Source organism: Couchioplanes caeruleus, assembly GCF_003751945.1.
Lineage (GTDB): Bacteria > Actinomycetota > Actinomycetes > Mycobacteriales > Micromonosporaceae > Actinoplanes > Actinoplanes caeruleus.
Window position 1 is genome coordinate 6570450 of record NZ_RJKL01000001.1, and the last position, 17852, is coordinate 6588301.

Genomic DNA, 17852 nt, shown 5'->3' on the forward strand with positions numbered 1-17852 from the left:
GGCCTGTTTCCTCTTCGATCAAGTGCGTAGCTGAGGTGCGGCCCCGCTGGGGAGACTTTGGGCGTCCGGCACGGCTTCTGCTGTGGAAGCGATGCCCATACCCGAGACGGAGGCCGTCCGTGACTCACGAGGGGTTCCTGGGAGCAGGACCGGCGTCGAACCCGGCCGCCGAAGCGCTGACCCGCTTTCCCGTCGACCGTCCGCGGCCGACGGCCGGCGTCGATGCCACGGCGACGCACCGGTTCACGCTGGACAGCCCGCTCACGTCGCGCCTGCGGCAGATGGCGGAGTCGGCCGGCGGCACGCTGTTCGGCGCGCTGGTCGCCGCCGGACAGGTGCTGTCCGCCGTGTACGCCGGTCAGGACGAGGTGACCGCGACCGTAGGCGGCCGGTCCTCCGGGAACTATCACGCGCCGGTCCTGCTGCACGCGACCGTCGACGGCAAGGTGCCGTTCGACCGCCTCGTCGGCGAGGTCTGCGGCGCGGCGCACTCCCTGCCGGGCGAGTTCGCCGTCGCCGACGTCGCGCTGCGTTTCGCCGAACAGGACGGCGGGCTGCTGGTATGTGTCGACTACCACCCCGACGTGCTCGACGCGGCGACCGTCGAGCGGCTGGCCGTGGTGTTCCGCACCCTGGTGCGGGGCGTGGTCGACCACCCGGGGCGGCCGTTGTCCGAGCTGCGGCTGGTACCCGATGACGAGCTGCGCCGCTTGCTGCGCGATTGGAACGACACCTCGCGCGAGTTTCCCGAGCACCGCAGCGTGCCCGACATCTTCGCCGAGCAGGTGCGGCGCACCCCGGACAAGCCGGCCGTGCTGTTCGGCGACCAGTGGCTGACCTGGGCCGAGCTGAACGAGCGGGCCAACCGACTCGCCCACCGTCTGCTTGCGGAGGGCGTCACCGCCGAGTCGCGGGTCGGCTTGCTGCTGGACCGGTCGGTGCACGCGGTCGTGTCCATGCTGGCGGTGCTGAAAGCGGGCGGCGTCTACGTCCCGCTGCACGCCGCCTACCCGCAGGACCGCATCCGCTTCGTGCTGGCCGACGTCGGCGCCGAGGTGCTGCTGACGGACCGGGCGATGGCCTCCAGGGCCGCGACCGACATCCCGGTGCTCGTGGTGGACGACCCGGCCACGACCGCCGGTCAGCCCGCTCACGATCCCGAACGGCTTCCGGACGCCCGGCAGCTCGCGTACATCATGTTCACGTCGGGTTCGACCGGAACCCCGAAGGGCGTCGCGGTCACCCACAGCGACGTGGTCGCCCTGGCGTGGGACCACCGATGGCGTGACGCGGCGCACCGGCGCATTCTTTTCCACTCCCCGCACGCCTTCGACGCCGCGACCTACGAGGTGTGGGTTCCGCTGCTGACCGGCGGCGAGATGGTCATCGCGATGGACGAGCCGACGCCCGCACTCGTGCGCGAGCTGATCGCCAAGCACGGGGTGACGGCGGTGTTCCTCACCTCCGCGCTGCTGCGCCTGTTTGCCGAGGAGGCGCCCGACTGCTTCGCCGGCGCGGGCACGGTCATCACCGGTGGCGAGGTGCCTTCGGCGGAGGCCCTGGCGCGGGTGATAGCGCACTGCCCCGGCACGGTCGTCATCAACGCGTACGGACCGACCGAGGCCACCACTTACGCACTGTTCCAGGAGCTGTCCCTGGAGCAGGTGCGCTCGCGCGTGGTACCGATCGGGCGGCCGGTCGACAATACCCGGCTGTACGTGCTCGACGCTTGGCTGCGGCCGGTTCCCGTCGGTGCGCCGGGCGAGCTGTACATCGCGGGCGACGGCCTGGCGCGCGGCTACTTCGGCCGGGCGTCGCTGACCGCCGAGCGGTTCGTGGCCGACCCGTTCGGTACGGGGGAGCGGCTGTACCGTACCGGCGACGTCGTCCGGTGGCGCGCCGACGGGACGATGGACTACCTGCGTCGGGCCGACAACCAGGTCAAGATCCGCGGCTTCCGGATCGAGATCGGCGAGATCGAGGCCGCGCTCGCCGAGCTCGACGGCGTCACCGACGCCGCCGTCGTCGTGCACGAGACGCGCGGATCCCGGCACCTGGTCGCCTACGTGGTGTCGGAACGCGGCCGAGAGCCCGACGTGGCGGCGTGGCGCGACGTCCTGTCCGCGCGGCTGCCGAGCTACGAGGTGCCGTCCTGGTTCATCCCGATGGACGCACTACCCCTGTCGAACACCGGCAAGGTCGATCGCCGCGCATTGCCCGCGCCGCGGGCCGACCAGATGTCCACGGCGGAGCACGTCGAGCCGCGTACGGACACCGAGCGACTGCTGGCCCGGGTGTGGGTCGAGGCGTTGGGCGTCGAGCGGGTGGGCGTGACCGACAACTTCTTCGCGCTCGGCGGCGACTCCATCGTGGCCATCAAGATCGTCTCCCGGGCGCGGTCCCACCGCATCCGGCTGACCGGCAAGGACCTGTTCCTCACCCCGACCATCGCGGAGCTGGCCGAGGTCGCGACCCGAACGAACGGCGAACCCGGCGACGCCCCGGCGGACGGCCCGCTCGTCCACCTCACCGCCGCCGAGACCGAGCGCCTCGCCGCGGGCGGAGCCGTCGAGGACGTCTACCCGCTGACCCCGATGCAGAGCGGGATGCTTTTCGACGCGCTGATGACCGGAGACACCGGCCTGCACCTGATCCAGTTCGACCTGGTGCTCGACCACGTCGACGAACCGGAGCTGCTCGGCCGGGCCTGGCGGCTGGTGACAGACCGACTGCCCATCCTGCGTACGGCCGTGGTCTGGGCGGACGTCAGCGGCTCGGTGCAGGTGGTGCGCGCCGCGGCCACGCTGCCCGTCACCCAGCACGACTGGCGGGAGCTGCCGGGGTCTGACCGGCACGAACGGTGGCTCGCCCTGCGTGCCGCGGACCGGGCGGCCGGGATGGACCTCGCCGCCGCGCCGCTGGCCAGGGTCGCGATCATCCGGCTCACCGACACCAGCGTCCGCGTGCTGTGGTCGATGCACCACATCGTTATGGACGGGTGGAGCGGCGCTGAACTGCTCGCCGAGGTGGTTGCCGACTACGCGCGGCTGCGCGACGGCGGGGGACCGGAACCGCGGCCCCGCGTGCCGTTCGAGCACTATCTGCGGTGGCTTGATGAGCAGGACCAGGCCGTGGCAGAGGCGTACTGGCGCGGCGTGCTCGGCGACTTCACCACGCCGACCCGGCTGCCCTACGATCGCCCGGCACCGCCGGACTACCGGCCGAGCGCCACCGAGATGGTGGAGGTGGACATCGCCCCCGAGCTGTCCGCGCAGCTCGCTGACGTGGCCAAGCGGACGAAGTTGACCACGGGCACGCTCGTGCAAGGCGCCTGGGCGCTGCTGCTGTCGCGCTACAGCGGGAACCGGGACGTCTGCTTCGGCGGCACGGTGTCCGGCCGGACACCGGACCTGGCGGGCGTCGACTCGATCATCGGCATGCTGGTCAACACGCTGCCGGTCCGGGTACGCGTGGACGGCGGGCAGGACCTGGTGTCCTGGCTGGCCGCGTTCCAGGCGGAACAGGCCCGCGCCCGGGACTTCGAGGCCGTGTCGCTGACGCAGGCACGGTCGTGGAGCGGGCTGTCCGCCGGGGACAACCTGTTCGACAGCATCGTCGTCTTCGAGAATTTCCCGTTCGACGAGCGGACGTTCGCCGCCCACGGCGTGGAACTGAGCCATTTCGACACCGAGGTCGGCTCGGGCGCTGCGCTCGGTGTCGTCGTGTTCCCCGGCGACCGGATCACCATGCGGCTGCACTACGACCCGGCGCTGTTCGAGGCGGACAGCGTGCGCCGGATGGCGGACTACCTGCTGACGCTGCTGGCGGCTTTCCCCGGCGAGCCCGGGCGGACCGTCGGCGAGCTGCCGGCCCTCTCGCCCGCCGAACACCGGGTGATCGTGGACGAGTGGACCCACACGGCCGCGGGCTACTCCGTCGAGCACCGGATGCACGAGCTGGTCGCCGAGCAGGTGCGGCTGCGCCCGGACGCGGTCGCGGTGGAGCTCGACGACCAGCGGCTGACCTACGCCGAGCTGGACGCGCGGGCGAACCATCTCGCCCACTACCTGATCGGGCGGGGCGTCGGCAGCGACGTGCTGGTGGGCATCGCGATCGAGCGGAGCCTGGACCTGTTCGTCGCCATCCTCGGCATCCTGAAGGCCGGCGGCGCGTACGTGCCGCTGGACCCGGACTACCCGGCAGAGCGGCTGGGCGTCACGCTGGCCGAGACCCGCCCGCCCGTGGTGCTCGCCCACGAGGGCGGCATCGGCCGGTTCCCCCGGACCGACGCGAGCATCGTGTTCCTCGACCGGGACTGGCCGGTCATCGCCGGGTACCCTGCAACCGACCCCGAGGCGCCGGGTAGTGCCCGCGACCTCGCCTACGTCGTCTACACCTCGGGATCGACCGGGCGGCCCAAGGGTGTGATGGTCGAGCACCGCTCGCTCTACAACACCGTGACCGCGGTGGTCGGGCCGTACGGGCTCACCCCGAGCAGCCGGGTGTTCCAGCTCTGTTCCATGAGCTTCGACACCGGCGTACAGGACCTGTTCACCACCTGGGCCGCCGGCGCCACGTTGGTGGTGCCCGGCCCGGACGCCGCGCGCAATGGCGCCTACCTGGTCGAGCACATGCTCGCGGGCGAGGTCACCACGGCGTCCATCCCGATCACCGTCCTGTCGTCGCTCGACGTGGGATCCCTGCCGGGCATGGACACCGTCCGGGTCGGCGGCGACGTGGTCGTGCCCGAGGTGGCCGAGGCGTGGGCGCGCAAGCACCGGGTGATCAACAACTACGGGCCGACCGAGGCGGGCGTGACCGTGAGCCTGTTCGAGGTCGAGCAGGGTGCGGGCTACCGCAGCGTGCCGTTGGGCAAGCCGCTCGCCAACACCCGGGTCCATCTGCTCGACGATCGCCTGCGCCCGGTTCCCGTCGGGGTGCCCGGCGAGCTGTACGTCGGCGGCGTGGGCATCGCGCGGGGTTACGTCGACAACCGGGCCAGGACCGCCGAGCGGTTCGTCGCCGACCCGTTCGGCCCGCCCGGCTCGCGGCTGTACCGGACCGGCGACGTGGTGCGGTGGCGCCCGGACGGCACGCTGGACTTCGTCGGGCGTACCGACGACCAGGTCAAGATCCGCGGCTTCCGGGTGGAGCCCGGCGAGATCGAGAGCGTGCTGCTGCGGCACGACGGCGTGGCCGGGGCCGCGGTGGCGGTGTGGCCGGACGAGAAGGGCAACAAGCGACTCGTCGCCTACGTCGTAGGCCGGTCCGAGGCGCAGGCCCCGACCGCGGAGGAGCTGCGCCGCCACCTCAGCGCCGTGCTGCCTGACTACATGATTCCGACCGCGATCGTCCTGCTGGAGCGGATGCCGCTCAACCACAACGGCAAGCTCGACCGGTCGGCGCTGCCCGCGCCGACCCGCCAGGACGGCGGGGGCGTCACGTACGTCGCCCCGAGGGATCCGACCGAGGAGGCGTTGGCCCGGATCTGGTCGGAGGTGCTCGGCATCGCGCAGGTCGGCGTCGAGGACGACTTCTTCGCCCTCGGCGGCGACTCTGTCAACAGCCTGCGCATCGTCGCCAGGATGCGTACCGCCTTCGGCGTCGACGTCACCCCGCGGGACCTTTTCGAGGCGATGACGATCGCCGCCCTGGCCACGACCATCCGCGACCGGATCCTGGCCCAGGTCATGGAGATGGCCGTCGTTCAGTCCTGAACGCATCGGACCCGCGCTTTTGGAATTGGGAGAGAACAGCATGGAACTGTCACCCGTCGCGGAGGACCGACTGTCGGCGCTTCCCGAGCACCTGCGGGCGCTCCTCATGCGACAGCTCGCCGGTGCCGCACAGCCCGTCGAAGAGGACCGCTCGATCAGCCCGGCGTCTGGGGACGGCGCGCCGCCGCTGTCGGCCGGCCAGCAGGGGCTGTGGTTCCTGACCGAACTGGACCCGGGCAGCGTCGAGTACAACGCGCCGCGGGTGCTGCGGCTGACCGGTGATCTGGACGTCGAGGCGCTGCGCGCGGCCCTCGACGGCGTGGTCGTGCGGCACCAGGCGCTGCGTACGACCATCGGCGAGGTCGAGGACCGTGGCGTCCAGGTGGTGCACGAGCCCGGCCGGGTGCCGGTCGAGATCGTCGACCTGTCCGACCGGGCGGAGTCCGAGCGCGCCGCCGAACTCGACCGCTGTCTCGAGCGTGAGGGGTACACCCCGTTCGACCTGCGTCGCGGTCCGCTGTTCCGGGTGTCGCTCGTGCGGCTCGCCGCGGACGATCACGTGCTGATACTGGGGCTGCACCACATCATCGGCGACGGGTGGTCCATCGGCATCCTGGTCGACGAGCTCAACGCCGGGTACGCGGCGCACGTACGCGGCGAGCCGGCCGGGCTGCCGGACTTGCCGGTGCAGTATGCCGACTTCGCCGTGTGGCAGCAGGAACGGATGGCCGGGCCGGAGGTGACGGGGCAGGTCGACTACTGGCGGCGGCAGCTGGCCGGGCTGCCCCCGGTCGAGCTGCCCACGGACCGCCCGCGGCCCCCGGTGCGCGGTGCCACGGGTGCGGTGCACCAGATCGCCGTACCCGAATCGCTGACCCGACGGCTGACGGAGCTCGGCACGCGCAGCGGCGCGACGCTGTTCATGACCCTGGTGGCCGCGAGTCAGCTGCTGTTCGCCCGGTACTCGGGGCAGCGCGACATCGCAGTGGGCTCGGTGACCGCCGGCCGCGGCCGGGTCGAGCTGGAGCACCTCATCGGCTACTTCAGCAACACCGTCGTGCTGCGCTCCCAAGTGGACGAGACGCGATCTTTCGCCGATTTCCTCGGTGACGTCCGCTCCACCGTGCTCGACGCGTTCGCCAACGACGAAGTCCCGTTCCAGCGGCTGGTCGACGTCCTGCGGCCGGAGCGCGACCCGGGCCGGCCGCCCCTGGTGCAGGTGATGGTCAACCTCCAGAACGCCCCGGACAGCAAGGTCGAGCTGCCGGGCCTGCGGGTCACCGAGATCACCCCGCCGATGCACGTGGCCAAGCTGGACGTGTCCTTCGACTTCTTCCTGCACGACGGTGCGCTCACCGGCCACGTCGAGTACAGCACCGACCTGTTCGACGCGGCGACGATCGAACGGATGAGCGGGCACCTGCTGACCCTGCTTGACGGCATCGCCGCGCGGCCGGACGAGGCGATGAGTGCGGTGCCCATGCTCACCGGACCCGAGTTGCACCAGCTGACCACCGAGTGGAACGGCCCTACGGTGGAGTTCGCCCCTTCCCGGTGCGTACACGAGCTGTTCGACGAGCAGGCCGTGCGCACCCCCGACGCGGTCGCGGTGAGCTGCGCGGGCGAGGAACTGACCTTCGCCGCTCTGGCAGCCCGGGCCAACCAGCTGGCGCGGCACCTGATGGGCCTGGGCGCCGGCCCGGGAACGCTGGTGGGCGTCTGCGTCGAGCGTGGCGTCGACGCGATGGTCGCGCTGCTCGGCGTGCTGAAGGCCGGCGCGGCGTTCGTGCCGCTCGACCCCGACTACCCGGCGCAGCGGCTGAGCATGATGCTGGCCGACGCCGCCGCGCCGGTGGTAGTCACCACGACCGCCGTGCTGGATCGCGTCGCCGGGCACGACGCGACCGTGGTGTGCCTCGACCGCGACCGGCCGGTGCTCGATGCGCTGCCGGCCGGACCGCCGGAGTCCGGCGTCACCGTCGACGACCTCGTTTACGTGATCTACACGTCCGGCACGACCGGCAAGCCCAAGGGCGTGCTGATCAACCACCGCAACGTGCACCACATCCTGCGGGCCTGGAACGCCCGCTACGGGCTGGACGAGATCCGCGGCCGGTGCCTGTCGGTGGCCAGCTTCGGCGTCGACCTGTTCTTCGGCGACTTCCTGTTCTCCGCGCTCTTCGGCGGCGAACTCGTGGTGTGCCCGGCGGAGGTGGTGACCGACCCGCCCGCGCTGGTCGACCTGATCGCCGAGGTACGACCGCAGATTCTGGCCACCACGCCGTCGCTGGCCAGGGCGATCACCGCGGAACTGGCCTGGCGGGGCGACGTCCTGGAGTCGCTGCGGCTGCTCTCGCTGGGTGCCGAGGGCTGGCTGGCGGGCGACTGCGCCGACCTGCTCGAGCACATCGGCCCCGACACGCTGGTGGTCAACGCGTACGGCGCGACCGAGACGACCGTGGACTCCACCGTGTTCGCGCTGCGCGGCGACCCGGTCGAGCCCGCGGGGTTCGTCCCGATCGGCAAGCCGATGGTGAACACCAGCGTGTACGTCGTGGACCCGCTGCGGCGTCCGGTGCCGATCGGCGTGGCCGGTGAGCTCTACATCGGCGGCGACGGCGTGGCCCAGGGCTACTGGCAGCGGCCCGAGCTGACCGCCGAACGGTTCCCGCGCGACGTCCTCGGGCCGGGCACCGGCAGGTTCTACCGCACCGGGGACGTGGTGCGCTGGCGCGGCGACGGCAACCTGGAGTTCCTCGGCCGGGTGGACGACCAGGTCAAGATCCGCGGCTTCCGAGTGGAGCTGGGCGAGGTGGAGACCGCGCTGGCCCGCCACCCCGAGGTGGCCGCCGCGGCGGCGGTCGCGCGCCGGGGCGACTCCGGTCACGTCAGGCTCGTCGGCTATGTGGTACCCGCGGGCTCCCGGGCCCCCGACCTCGCCGAACTCCGGGCCTTCCTGACCGACCACCTCCCGGCCCAGGCGGTGCCCTCGGCGATCGTGGCCCTCGACGCGTTGCCGATGACGCCGAACGGGACCTTGGACCGGCGTGCCCTGCCGGCCGTGGACGAGTCCGAGGTCGACCCGTCCCGCCGCGTCCCGCCGCGCACCCCGGTGGAGGCCGTGCTCGTCGACGTCTGGGCGAAGGTGCTGGGCGTGGAGCCCGACCGGATCGGCGTCGAGGACAACTTCTTCCACCTCGGCGGCGACTCGATCCTCAGCCTCCAGGTGGTGTCGCTCGCCCGGCGGTCGAACCTGCGGCTGACCACCAAGCAGATGTTTCTGCGGCAGACCATCGCCGAACTGGCGGGCGAGGTCACCGTCTTGACCGCGCCCGACGCCGAGCAGCGCCCGGTGGTCGGCCCGGTGCCGCTGACGCCCGTGCAGCACTGGTACTTCGAGGAGTTCCCCGACGCGCCGGGCCACTTCAACCAGTCCCTGTTCCTCGAACTGGACGCCGACGTCGACGCCGACGCGTTACGCATGGCGTTCGCCGCCGTACTCGACCACCACGACGCCCTGCGTATCCGGGCCGAGCGGGTCGGCGGGACGTGGCGGCAGCACAACGCGGCCGCGGTGGACCGTACCGTATTGGAGACCGCCGACCTGTCCGCGCTCGACGACGCCGCGGCGGACGAGGCGATGCGTGCGGCGATCGGCGCGGCACAGACCGGGTTCGACGTCCGCAGCGGCCCGCTGCTCAGGGCCGTGTTGTTCACCCTCGGCGGCGGCCGGGCTCCCCGGCTGTTCCTTGCCGCGCACCACTACGTCGTGGACGCGGTGTCCTGGCGGGTCATCCTGGCCGACCTGGACTCCGGGCACCGGCAGGCGGCCAGCGGGCAGCGGGTGGACCTGGGCGCGAAGTCCACGTCGTTTCGGGACTGGGCTCACCGCCTCACCGGCCTAGTGGCCGAAGGCCGGTTCGACCCGGAGCTGGATTACTGGACCCAGGTCGAGAAGGCCACCATGGACACGCCCACGCTGCCGGTCGACCACCAGGGACGCAACACTGTCGGCTCGGCGCGCACCCTGACGCGGCGGCTGAGCACCGACCGTACCGACGCGCTGCTGCGCAAGGTGCCGGAGGCGTACCGGACGCAGGTGAACGACGTGCTGCTCAGCGCCCTCGCCCGAGTGCTGCGCGACTGGACCGGCGGCAGCGTGCCGGTCGAGCTGGAGGGCCACGGACGCGAGGATCTGTTCGGCGACGTCGACCTCTCGCGTACCGTCGGCTGGTTCACCACGGTGTTCCCCGTGGCGCTGGAACTGCCCGAGGGCGACGACTGGGGCGCGAGCCTGAAGACGGTCAAGGAGCAGATGCGCGCCGTACCGTCGCGCGGTCTGGGTTACGGCGCCCTGCGGTACCTCGGCGAGGCCGGCGCGCTGGGCCGGGGACGCCAGTGCCAGGTCGGGTTCAACTACCACGGCCGCTTCGACGCCGACACCGGTGACGCCGGGCTTTTCCGGGGCTGGTGCGAGAACCCGGTGCCCGACCGCAGCCCTGAGCAGGCTCGGCAGTGCCTGATCGAAGTCACCGGCATGGTCCGCGACGGCGCGCTGGAGTTCGGCTGGGAGTACTCCGGGAACGTCCACCGCGAAGAGACGATCGTACGGCTGGCCGAGGCGTTCCTCGCGGCGCTGGAGCAGATCGTGGAGCACTGCGCCCAACCCGGTGCCGGCGGCTGTACCCCGTCGGACTTCCCGCTGGCGCGGCTGGACCAGGCGACGGTGGACCGGATCGCCGGCGACGGCCGTTCGGTGGAGGACATCTACCCGCTCACCCCGATGCAGAGCGGCATGCTGTTCCACTCGCTCGACGGCGACGGCGGAGATATGTACCTCACGCACTTCGCCGCGGTGCTGGACGGGGTGGACGACCCGCACCGGCTGACCGACGCGTTCCAGCGCGTGGTGGACCGTACCCCGATCCTGCGCACCGCCGTGACCGGATCCGGTACGGACGTTCCGCTCCAGGTCGTCCACCGCGAGGTGCGCCTGCCCCTGGCCCACGTGGACTGGAGCGATCTGCCCGAGCAGGAGCGGGAAGCGCGGTCGCGGTCGCTGTGGGAGAGCCTGCCCACGCTGAAGCTCGACCTGGCCGAGGCGCCGCTGATGCGGCTGACCATCGCCCGGCTGTCGCAGACGAGCGTCCAGGTGTTCTGGTCCTCCCACCATCTGCTGCTGGACGGCTGGAGCTTCGCCGACGTGCTGGCGCAAGTGTTCGAGGAGCACGCCGCGCTGAGCGGTGCGCCGGCCCCGGCGCCGAAGCCGCGCCGCCCGTACCGGGACTACGTGCGGTGGCTGGTCGAGCAGGACGACGCCGCCGCCGAGGCATACTGGCGTCGCACGATGGCTGGCTTCACGGCGGCCACGCCGCTGCCGTTCGATCGGCCGCTGCTGGACGCTCACGGCGCGCGGTCCTCGCGCGACGTGAACCTGCGGCTGCCCGCAGAGAGTTCCCGTCGGCTCTACCAATTCGCCAAGAGCGCCCGGCTCACGGTGAACACTGTCGTGCAGGGCGCGTGGGCGCTGCTGCTCGCGCGGCACAGCGGTGAGAGTGACGTGTGCTTCGGCGCGACGGTGTCTGGACGGCCCGCGGACCTGCCGGGCGCGGACGACATCGTCGGTCTGTTCATCAACACGCTGCCCGTGCGGACGACCGTGGACAGCGGCCTCGACCTCGTGTCGTGGCTCCGGCGAATGCAGGACGAGCAAGTCGATGCCCGGCAGTTCGAGCACGTGTCGCTGGCGCAGGTGCGCGGCTGGAGCGAGGTGCCGCGGGACTCGGGCCTGTTCGACAGCATCGTCATCTTCGAGAGCTTCCCGTACGACCGGGATGCGGCCACCCGGCACGGGCTCGTGGTGCGCGAGAGCACCGGCGCGGAGGAAACCAACTACGCGCTCGCGCTCACCGCCTACACCACCGACGAGTTGCACCTGCGCATCGGCTACGACCCGCACCTGTTCGAGCCGGACACTGTGGAGCGGCTCGCCGAACGCCTGGCGACTGTGCTGGACGGCTTCGCCGACCACGCCGGGGCCCCGATCGCCCGGCTGCCCGTGCTGCCCGCCGTCGAGCGGGACGTTCTGCTGCGCGAGTGGAACGCCACCTCCCGGCTGAGCGGCCAGGCCTCCACCATCGAGCTGATCGAGCGGCAGGCCGCGGCCACGCCGGAGGGCACCGCGCTGGTGTGCGGGGACGCCGTGCTCAGCTACGCCGAGTTGGACGCCCGCGCGAACCGGCTCGCCCACCACCTGGTAGCGCTGGGGATCGGCGTCGAGCAGGTTGTGGCCCTGGCCTGCCCGCGGACGCCCGAGCTGCTGGTGGCCATGCTGGCGGTGCTGAAGACGGGCGCGACCTACCTGCCCCTGGACCTGGACCACCCGCCGGAACGCCTCGCGTTCATGGTGCGCGACGCGGCCCCGGTCCTGGCGCTGACCGGCGACTCGGCCGTCCTCGACCTGCCGGAAGGCACGCCGTCCCTCTCGCTCACCGACCCCGACGTGGTGGCCGCGCTGGAGGGCCACCCGGCAACCAAGCCGGACCCGTCCGTGCCGCCTGGCCCGGAGAACGCCTCCTATGTGCTGTACACGTCCGGTTCCACCGGCAGGCCGAAGGGCGTGGTGGTCACCCGGGGCAACCTGCGCAACTTCGTGCTGGACATGCGGGACCGGACCGCGATGACCCCCGACGACCGGCTACTGGCCGTGACGACCGTCGGGTTCGACATCGCGCACCTGGAGTTGTTCGTGCCGCTGATCAGCGGTGCGACCGTGGTGCTGGCGGACAAGGAGCTGGTACACGACCCGCAGGAACTGCGCCGAGTGGTCCACGACGAGGGCGTCACGGTGGTGCAGGCGACGCCGAGCCTGTGGCGCGGCGTGGTCGAGGGTGCCCCGGACGTCCTCGCCCGGGTCCGGGTGCTCGTCGGCGGCGAGGCACTGCCGGCGGATCTGGCCGAGGCCCTGACCGCCGGGTCCGGTTCGGTAACGAACGTGTACGGGCCGACCGAGACCACGATCTGGTCGACCGCGGCGGAGCTGGCGCGCGGCGCGACCGGTGCGCCGCCGATCGGCAGGCCGATCACCAACACCCGGGTGTACGTGCTCGACGCTGGTCTCCAGCCGGTTCCGCCCGGTGTGCCGGGTGAGCTGTACATCGCCGGTGAGGGTGTGGCGCGGGGCTACGCGAACCGCCCCGGCCTGACCGCGGGCCGGTTCGTGGCTGACCCGTTCGGGCCTCCCGCCGAGCGGATGTACCGCACCGGCGACGTGGTCCGGTGGCGGGCCGACGGGGTCCTGGAGTTCGTCGGCCGGGTCGACGACCAGGTCAAGATCAGGGGGTTCCGGATCGAGCTCGGCGAGATCGAGACGGTACTGGCCGTGCACCCGGAGGTGGGCTCGGCCGTTGTGGTGGCGCGTGAGGACCGGCCGGGCGACAAGCAGTTGGTGGCGTACTTCGTGTCGGCCGGAGAAGCGCCGCCCACGGCCACGGAGCTGAAGGCGTACCTCCAGCAGTATCTGCCGGGATACATGGTCCCCGCGTTTCTCGTGGCGATGGAGGTGTTCCCCCTGACGCCGAGCGGGAAGGTCGACCGGCGGGCGTTGCCGGCTCCGGGCGCGGCGGCCGACGTCGACGCGCCGAGGGTCGCGCCGCGCGACGATACGGAGGCCGCGCTGGCCGCGATCTGGGCGGACGTGCTGGGCCGCCCGGTCGACGAGATCGACGTGACCGGCGACTTCTTCGCGCTGGGCGGAAACTCGGTGTCGAGCGTCCAGGTGGTCTACCACGCCCGGCGCGCCGGGTGGCACATCGTGCCCAAGGACCTGTTCTCGCACCCGACCATCGAACGCCTGGCGACGGTGGTGGTGCCGGCGGCTGTGCCCGCTGTGCCCGAACAGCGTGCACCCGAGCAGGCCGGTGTCGAGCCGGCGGACGTCGGCGAGGCGCGGACCACCGCACCGGACCGCGCGGCGGACTCGGCCGTCAGCCGCGATTTCCTGGCCGCCCGGCTCGCCGAGCTGGCACGCGCACACCGGGTACCGGGCGCGCAGCTCGCCGTGCGCCACCAGGGCCAGATGATCGTCGTGGAGACGGGGGAGCGGGTGGCGGGAACCGGCCTGCCGGTCACCGCGGACACCGCGTTCCCCGTCGCCTCCTTGACCAAGCCGGTGACCGCGCTGCTCGTGCAGATGCTCGCTGCTGAGGGACGCCTCGACCTCGACGCCCCGATCGGCGCGTACCTGCCCGAGCTCTCCGCGGCGAGCCCGGTCGGCCGGGTGACCTCGCGGCAGGTCCTCAGCCACACCGGTGGGCTGGTCGCCGCGATCGACGAGCGGGTGCCGAGCGCGAACCGGCGTGAGTGGGTCGAGCGGCACTGCGGTGAGACCGCCGTGATGCACCAGCCCGGCACCGCGTTCTCCTACTCCGACGTCGGTTACGTGCTCGCGGGCCGGCTGGTCGAAGTGCTGACCGGCATGGAGTGGCGGACCGCCGTGGAGTCGATGCTGCTGCGCCCGCTCGGGATCACGGCCGCATACAGCGCCGGGCCGGGTGGGCGGCCGGTGGCGCAGGGGCACGTGGTGCAGGATCGCGTGCTCCCCGTACCCGACCAGTCCTTCTCCCCGCTCGACGAGCCCGCCGTGGCGCTGGCGGCCAGCGCGGCCGACCTGGTACGGCTGGCCGGCGTGCACGATCTGAGCGCGTCCGGGGTGCTCGACCCCGCGGCCGCCGGCGCGATGCTCCTCGACCAGACCGGTGACATCGCCGTCGGGCCGTTCGGCCTCGCCGACGGTTGGGGGCTCGGTTGGTCCGTGTTCCGCGGCGCGGACGGTGACTGGAACGGGCACGACGGCAGCGGCGACGGCACCTGGTCCCACCTGCGCTTCCATCGGTCCAGCGGGACGGCGGTGGGGCTTGCCACAAACGCGAGCACCGGGCTCGCGCTGTGGGAGGACCTCCTCGCGGACCTCGCCACGGCAGGAATCGACGTGGCCAACCACTCGATGCGGACGCTGCCCGGTTCTCTCGCGCCGGTGACCGGGCCGGCCCAGTGTGCGGGGCACTACGCCAACGGCGACTGGGACTGCGTCGTCGAGACGCATCCCGAGGGGCTCAGCCTGTCCGTCGGGTCCGGACCCGGCTCCGCGCTGACCTGCTACGCGGACCTGCGGTTCGGCACCGAGGGCGTCGGGGTGCCGCGCACGGGCCGGTTCGTCCGCGACCCGGACACGGGTCGGGTCGAGCTGCTGCAGCTCGCCGGGCGGCTGCTCCGCCGCACCGGAACGACCGTGGGATGACGATCGAGGCGAGTTCCGGTTCCGCGCCACCGTTGTCGCGCAACCGGAACTACCACGTGCTGTGGGGAAGTCAGCTGCTGTCCGAACTGGTCAGCCAGCTGTGCCTCATCGCCTTCCCGCTGATGGTGATGGCGGCGACCGGCTCCGCGCCCCAGATGGGAGCCGTCGCCGCCGTCATCGCGGCGGCGCACATGGCGGCCAACGTCCCTGCAGGCGTACTGGCGGACCGCTTCGACCGCAAGCGGGTCATGCTGGTGTGCCAGTGCGTCCGCGCGGCGGCGATGGCGAGCCTTGTGGCCGCCCTGTTCTCCGGCCACTTCTCCCTGACACACGTGTTCCTGGTCGCGGTGGCGGAGGGTCTGCTGGGTGCGGCCTTCGACCCGGCCGAGCATGCCGCGCTGCCGCAGGTCGTACCCGAGTCGCAGCTGTCGGAGGCGGTGGCGCGCAACAGCGTGCGCCGCTATGTCGCCACGCTGCTGGGCCCGGCATCCGCGGGCTTCCTGTTCGCCGTCGATCCGAGAACCCCGTTCGCGGTCGCCGTCGTCCTGCTCGTGGCGTCCTGCGTCGCGTTGTGCTTGCTCCGCCTTCCCCGGCGGGAACCCGTGGGGAAGCCCAAGAAGGCGGGCATGCTCACCGACGGGTTCCGGTGGGTGTGGGGGCACCGGGTGATCAGGCCGACGCTCGTCTGGCTGATGTGTTGCGAGTGGTTCATCTCCGCCCTGATCATCATCGTCCTGGCGGCCTCCGGCGAGGACGACATGGCCCCGGGCGAGCTGGGCGCGCTGATGACCGCGTTCGGCGTCGGCGGCCTGCTGGGCGCCGCGGTCGCGGGCCGGCTGCACGCCACGCTGCCCGCGTCCGCGGTCATCGTCGGATTCCCCTGGATCGGGGCGGGGTTGACGCTGGTGCTGGCGCTGGTGCCGACCGGACTGCTGACCGGCATCATGCTCGGCGGGATCGCGTTCCTCATTCCCACGGCGTTCACGACGGTCATGTCCTACCAGCTCAGGGTCGCGCCCGACGAGCTGCGCGGCCGGCTGAGCGGTGTCGTCGGGCTGTTCGCGGGCGGCGCCGGTGCGATCGGGCCGCTGGTGGGCGGCCTGCTGATGGCGGACGGGGACAGCCGCGGCAGCCTGCTGGTCTGCTGCGCCTGTCTGGCCGCCGTCGCCGTGGGCACCACCCTCAGCCCCGCCCTGCGCCGGTTTCCCACGCTCAAGTGAGGGGCCGCGGAGCGCGGCCCCTCACTTGAGACACCATCTAGCTCCAGCATCCCTTTTCGCTCTTGGCAGTGATGGCCTCGGCCGTGTACGGGCACTGGAAGCCGATCCAGGTGAGCTTGGACCACAGCCGCGCCCACGGCTCGCGGGGATTGCGGCACACCAGGAACCCGGTTCCCCGGTCGGCGACGGGCAGGTCGGTCTCGAACGTGCCGCGGGGCTCACAGGTTGCGAACAGGGCGCCGAACGCGTCGCGGTTCACACCGACCGCGATGACCACATCCGTGTCGTCGGCGGGCCTGCCGAAGTCGGCGAAAGAGTTCTGTCCGCTGTAGACCGGTGGAAGCCCGTGCTCCGGCCCGTACCGGTCCAGGGCGCCCGCGAGGCCGTAGTGGTTGGCGTAGACGACGGCGTGCGTGCGCTCCTGCGGGGACAGCGACCGGTGGACGACGGCGACCTGCGCGGTCAGTTGGGGCCAGGCCGCCTGGTCGAGCTGGAAGACTCCGAGTTGCGTCAGCGCCGGGTTCGACCCATACACCGCGATCGGCAACACCGGCAGCATGAGCACGGCCGACATCACCGCGTTGCACGCCAGGGCGGTGCCGGCCAGCGAGCGACGGAACGTACTCGTCGCCCACTGCGCCACCACGACAGAACCCGCCGCCAGCAGCACCAACAGGAGACCGCCGGTGTACTCGGGCTTCCCGCCGATGACGATCAGCAGCACCACCATGAAGAGGTAGGCGACGCTGACCGATCGGTACGCCCGCCACTCCGCGCGGCGCAGCAGCGACACCAGCCCGGCGATCCAGACCGGACCGAGGAACAGGCCGATCAGCAGCAGCTGGAACGGCACGAAGGCGACCCGGGAGTCGGCGCCCAGGGCCTTCGACAACGCGGCGCTCATCTCCAGGGCGGGCCAACCGTGCGTGATCTGCCACAGCACCGCCGGCGCCCCGATCAGCGTGGCGAGCCCGGCGCCCGCCCACAGGTGCCGGCTGCGCAGGACTTCTCGCGGCCCCGCCGACAGCACGCCCACCAACAGGGCGAGGAGCAACAGCACGATGAGGTGTTTGGCGAGTACGCCCACGCCGGTGACCGCGCCGATGGCCAGCCACAGCCGGGCGTCGCGGGTGCGCAACAAGCGGATCCACAGCCAGCCCAGCGCCACCCAGGTGACGAGGTCGGGACCGTTGGTGGTCAGCACGTGCCCCGCGTTGAGCGTGACCAACGACGCGCCCGTCGCGGCGGCGGCGAAGACCTGGGCACCGCCCCTGCCGCCGAGCTCGCGCGCGATGAGGCCCGCCACCCACACCACCATGCAGGTCAGCAGCGCCGGTACCACGCGCAGCGCGGCCAGCGTGTCGCCGAACACCGTGGTCTCCACCCTGGCGATCAGCGAGACCAGCGGGGGCTGGTCGACGTACCCCCATGCCAGGTGCCACCCGGACACCCGGTTGTACAACTCGTCGACGTGATAGCCGTGCCGCCCCGACAGGGCGAGCAACACCACGCCCACCGCGGCGGAGACGGCGAGCAACGGCCGCCGGTTCAGTACGGGAACCGCCGCTCGGCGGTCGTGAGTCGATGACGAAAGAACTGCAGTCAAGGTCGCCACGT

4 protein-coding genes are annotated in these 17852 nt (G+C 72.0%); 3 read left to right on the forward strand and 1 reads right to left on the reverse strand.

Annotation, left to right across the window (positions count from 1 at the left end; all coding sequences use genetic code 11):
- Positions 1-119: 119 nt before the first annotated feature.
- From EDD30_RS29560 to EDD30_RS29570, 3 genes are read left to right on the forward strand one after another with little or no spacing between them, the layout of a single operon-like run.
- Positions 120-5717 carry a non-ribosomal peptide synthetase gene (locus tag EDD30_RS29560; protein ID WP_071803074.1) on the forward strand — a complete coding sequence of 1866 codons (5598 nt, stop codon included), beginning with the start codon at positions 120-122 and terminating at the stop codon, positions 5715-5717.
- Positions 5718-5757: 40 nt separating this feature from the next.
- Positions 5758-15015 carry a non-ribosomal peptide synthetase gene (locus EDD30_RS29565; RefSeq protein WP_071803073.1) on the forward strand — a complete coding sequence of 3086 codons (9258 nt, stop codon included), beginning with the start codon at positions 5758-5760 and terminating at the stop codon, positions 15013-15015.
- Complete coding sequence (locus tag EDD30_RS29570; RefSeq protein ID WP_071803072.1) at positions 15012-16235, forward strand: MFS transporter; 1224 nt, start codon at positions 15012-15014, stop codon at positions 16233-16235. The genes EDD30_RS29565 and EDD30_RS29570 overlap by 4 nt, the downstream gene beginning before the upstream one ends.
- Before the next feature lie 37 nt (positions 16236-16272).
- On the opposite strand, the gene EDD30_RS29575 is transcribed toward EDD30_RS29570, so the two are convergent.
- Positions 16273-17841 (reverse strand): ArnT family glycosyltransferase, encoded by a 1569-nt coding sequence (locus EDD30_RS29575; protein ID WP_170047093.1) that lies wholly within the window; start codon positions 17839-17841, stop codon positions 16273-16275.
- Between the last annotated feature and the right edge of the window lie 11 nt (positions 17842-17852).

Bases quoted from the DNA above. Each gene is read 5' to 3' on its own strand.
- EDD30_RS29570 (WP_071803072.1), top strand. From the start codon at position 15,012: ATGACGATCGAGGCGAGTTCCGGTTCCGCGCCACCGTTGTCGCGCAAC.
- EDD30_RS29565 (WP_071803073.1), top strand. From the start codon at position 5,758: ATGGAACTGTCACCCGTCGCGGAGGACCGACTGTCGGCGCTTCCCGAG.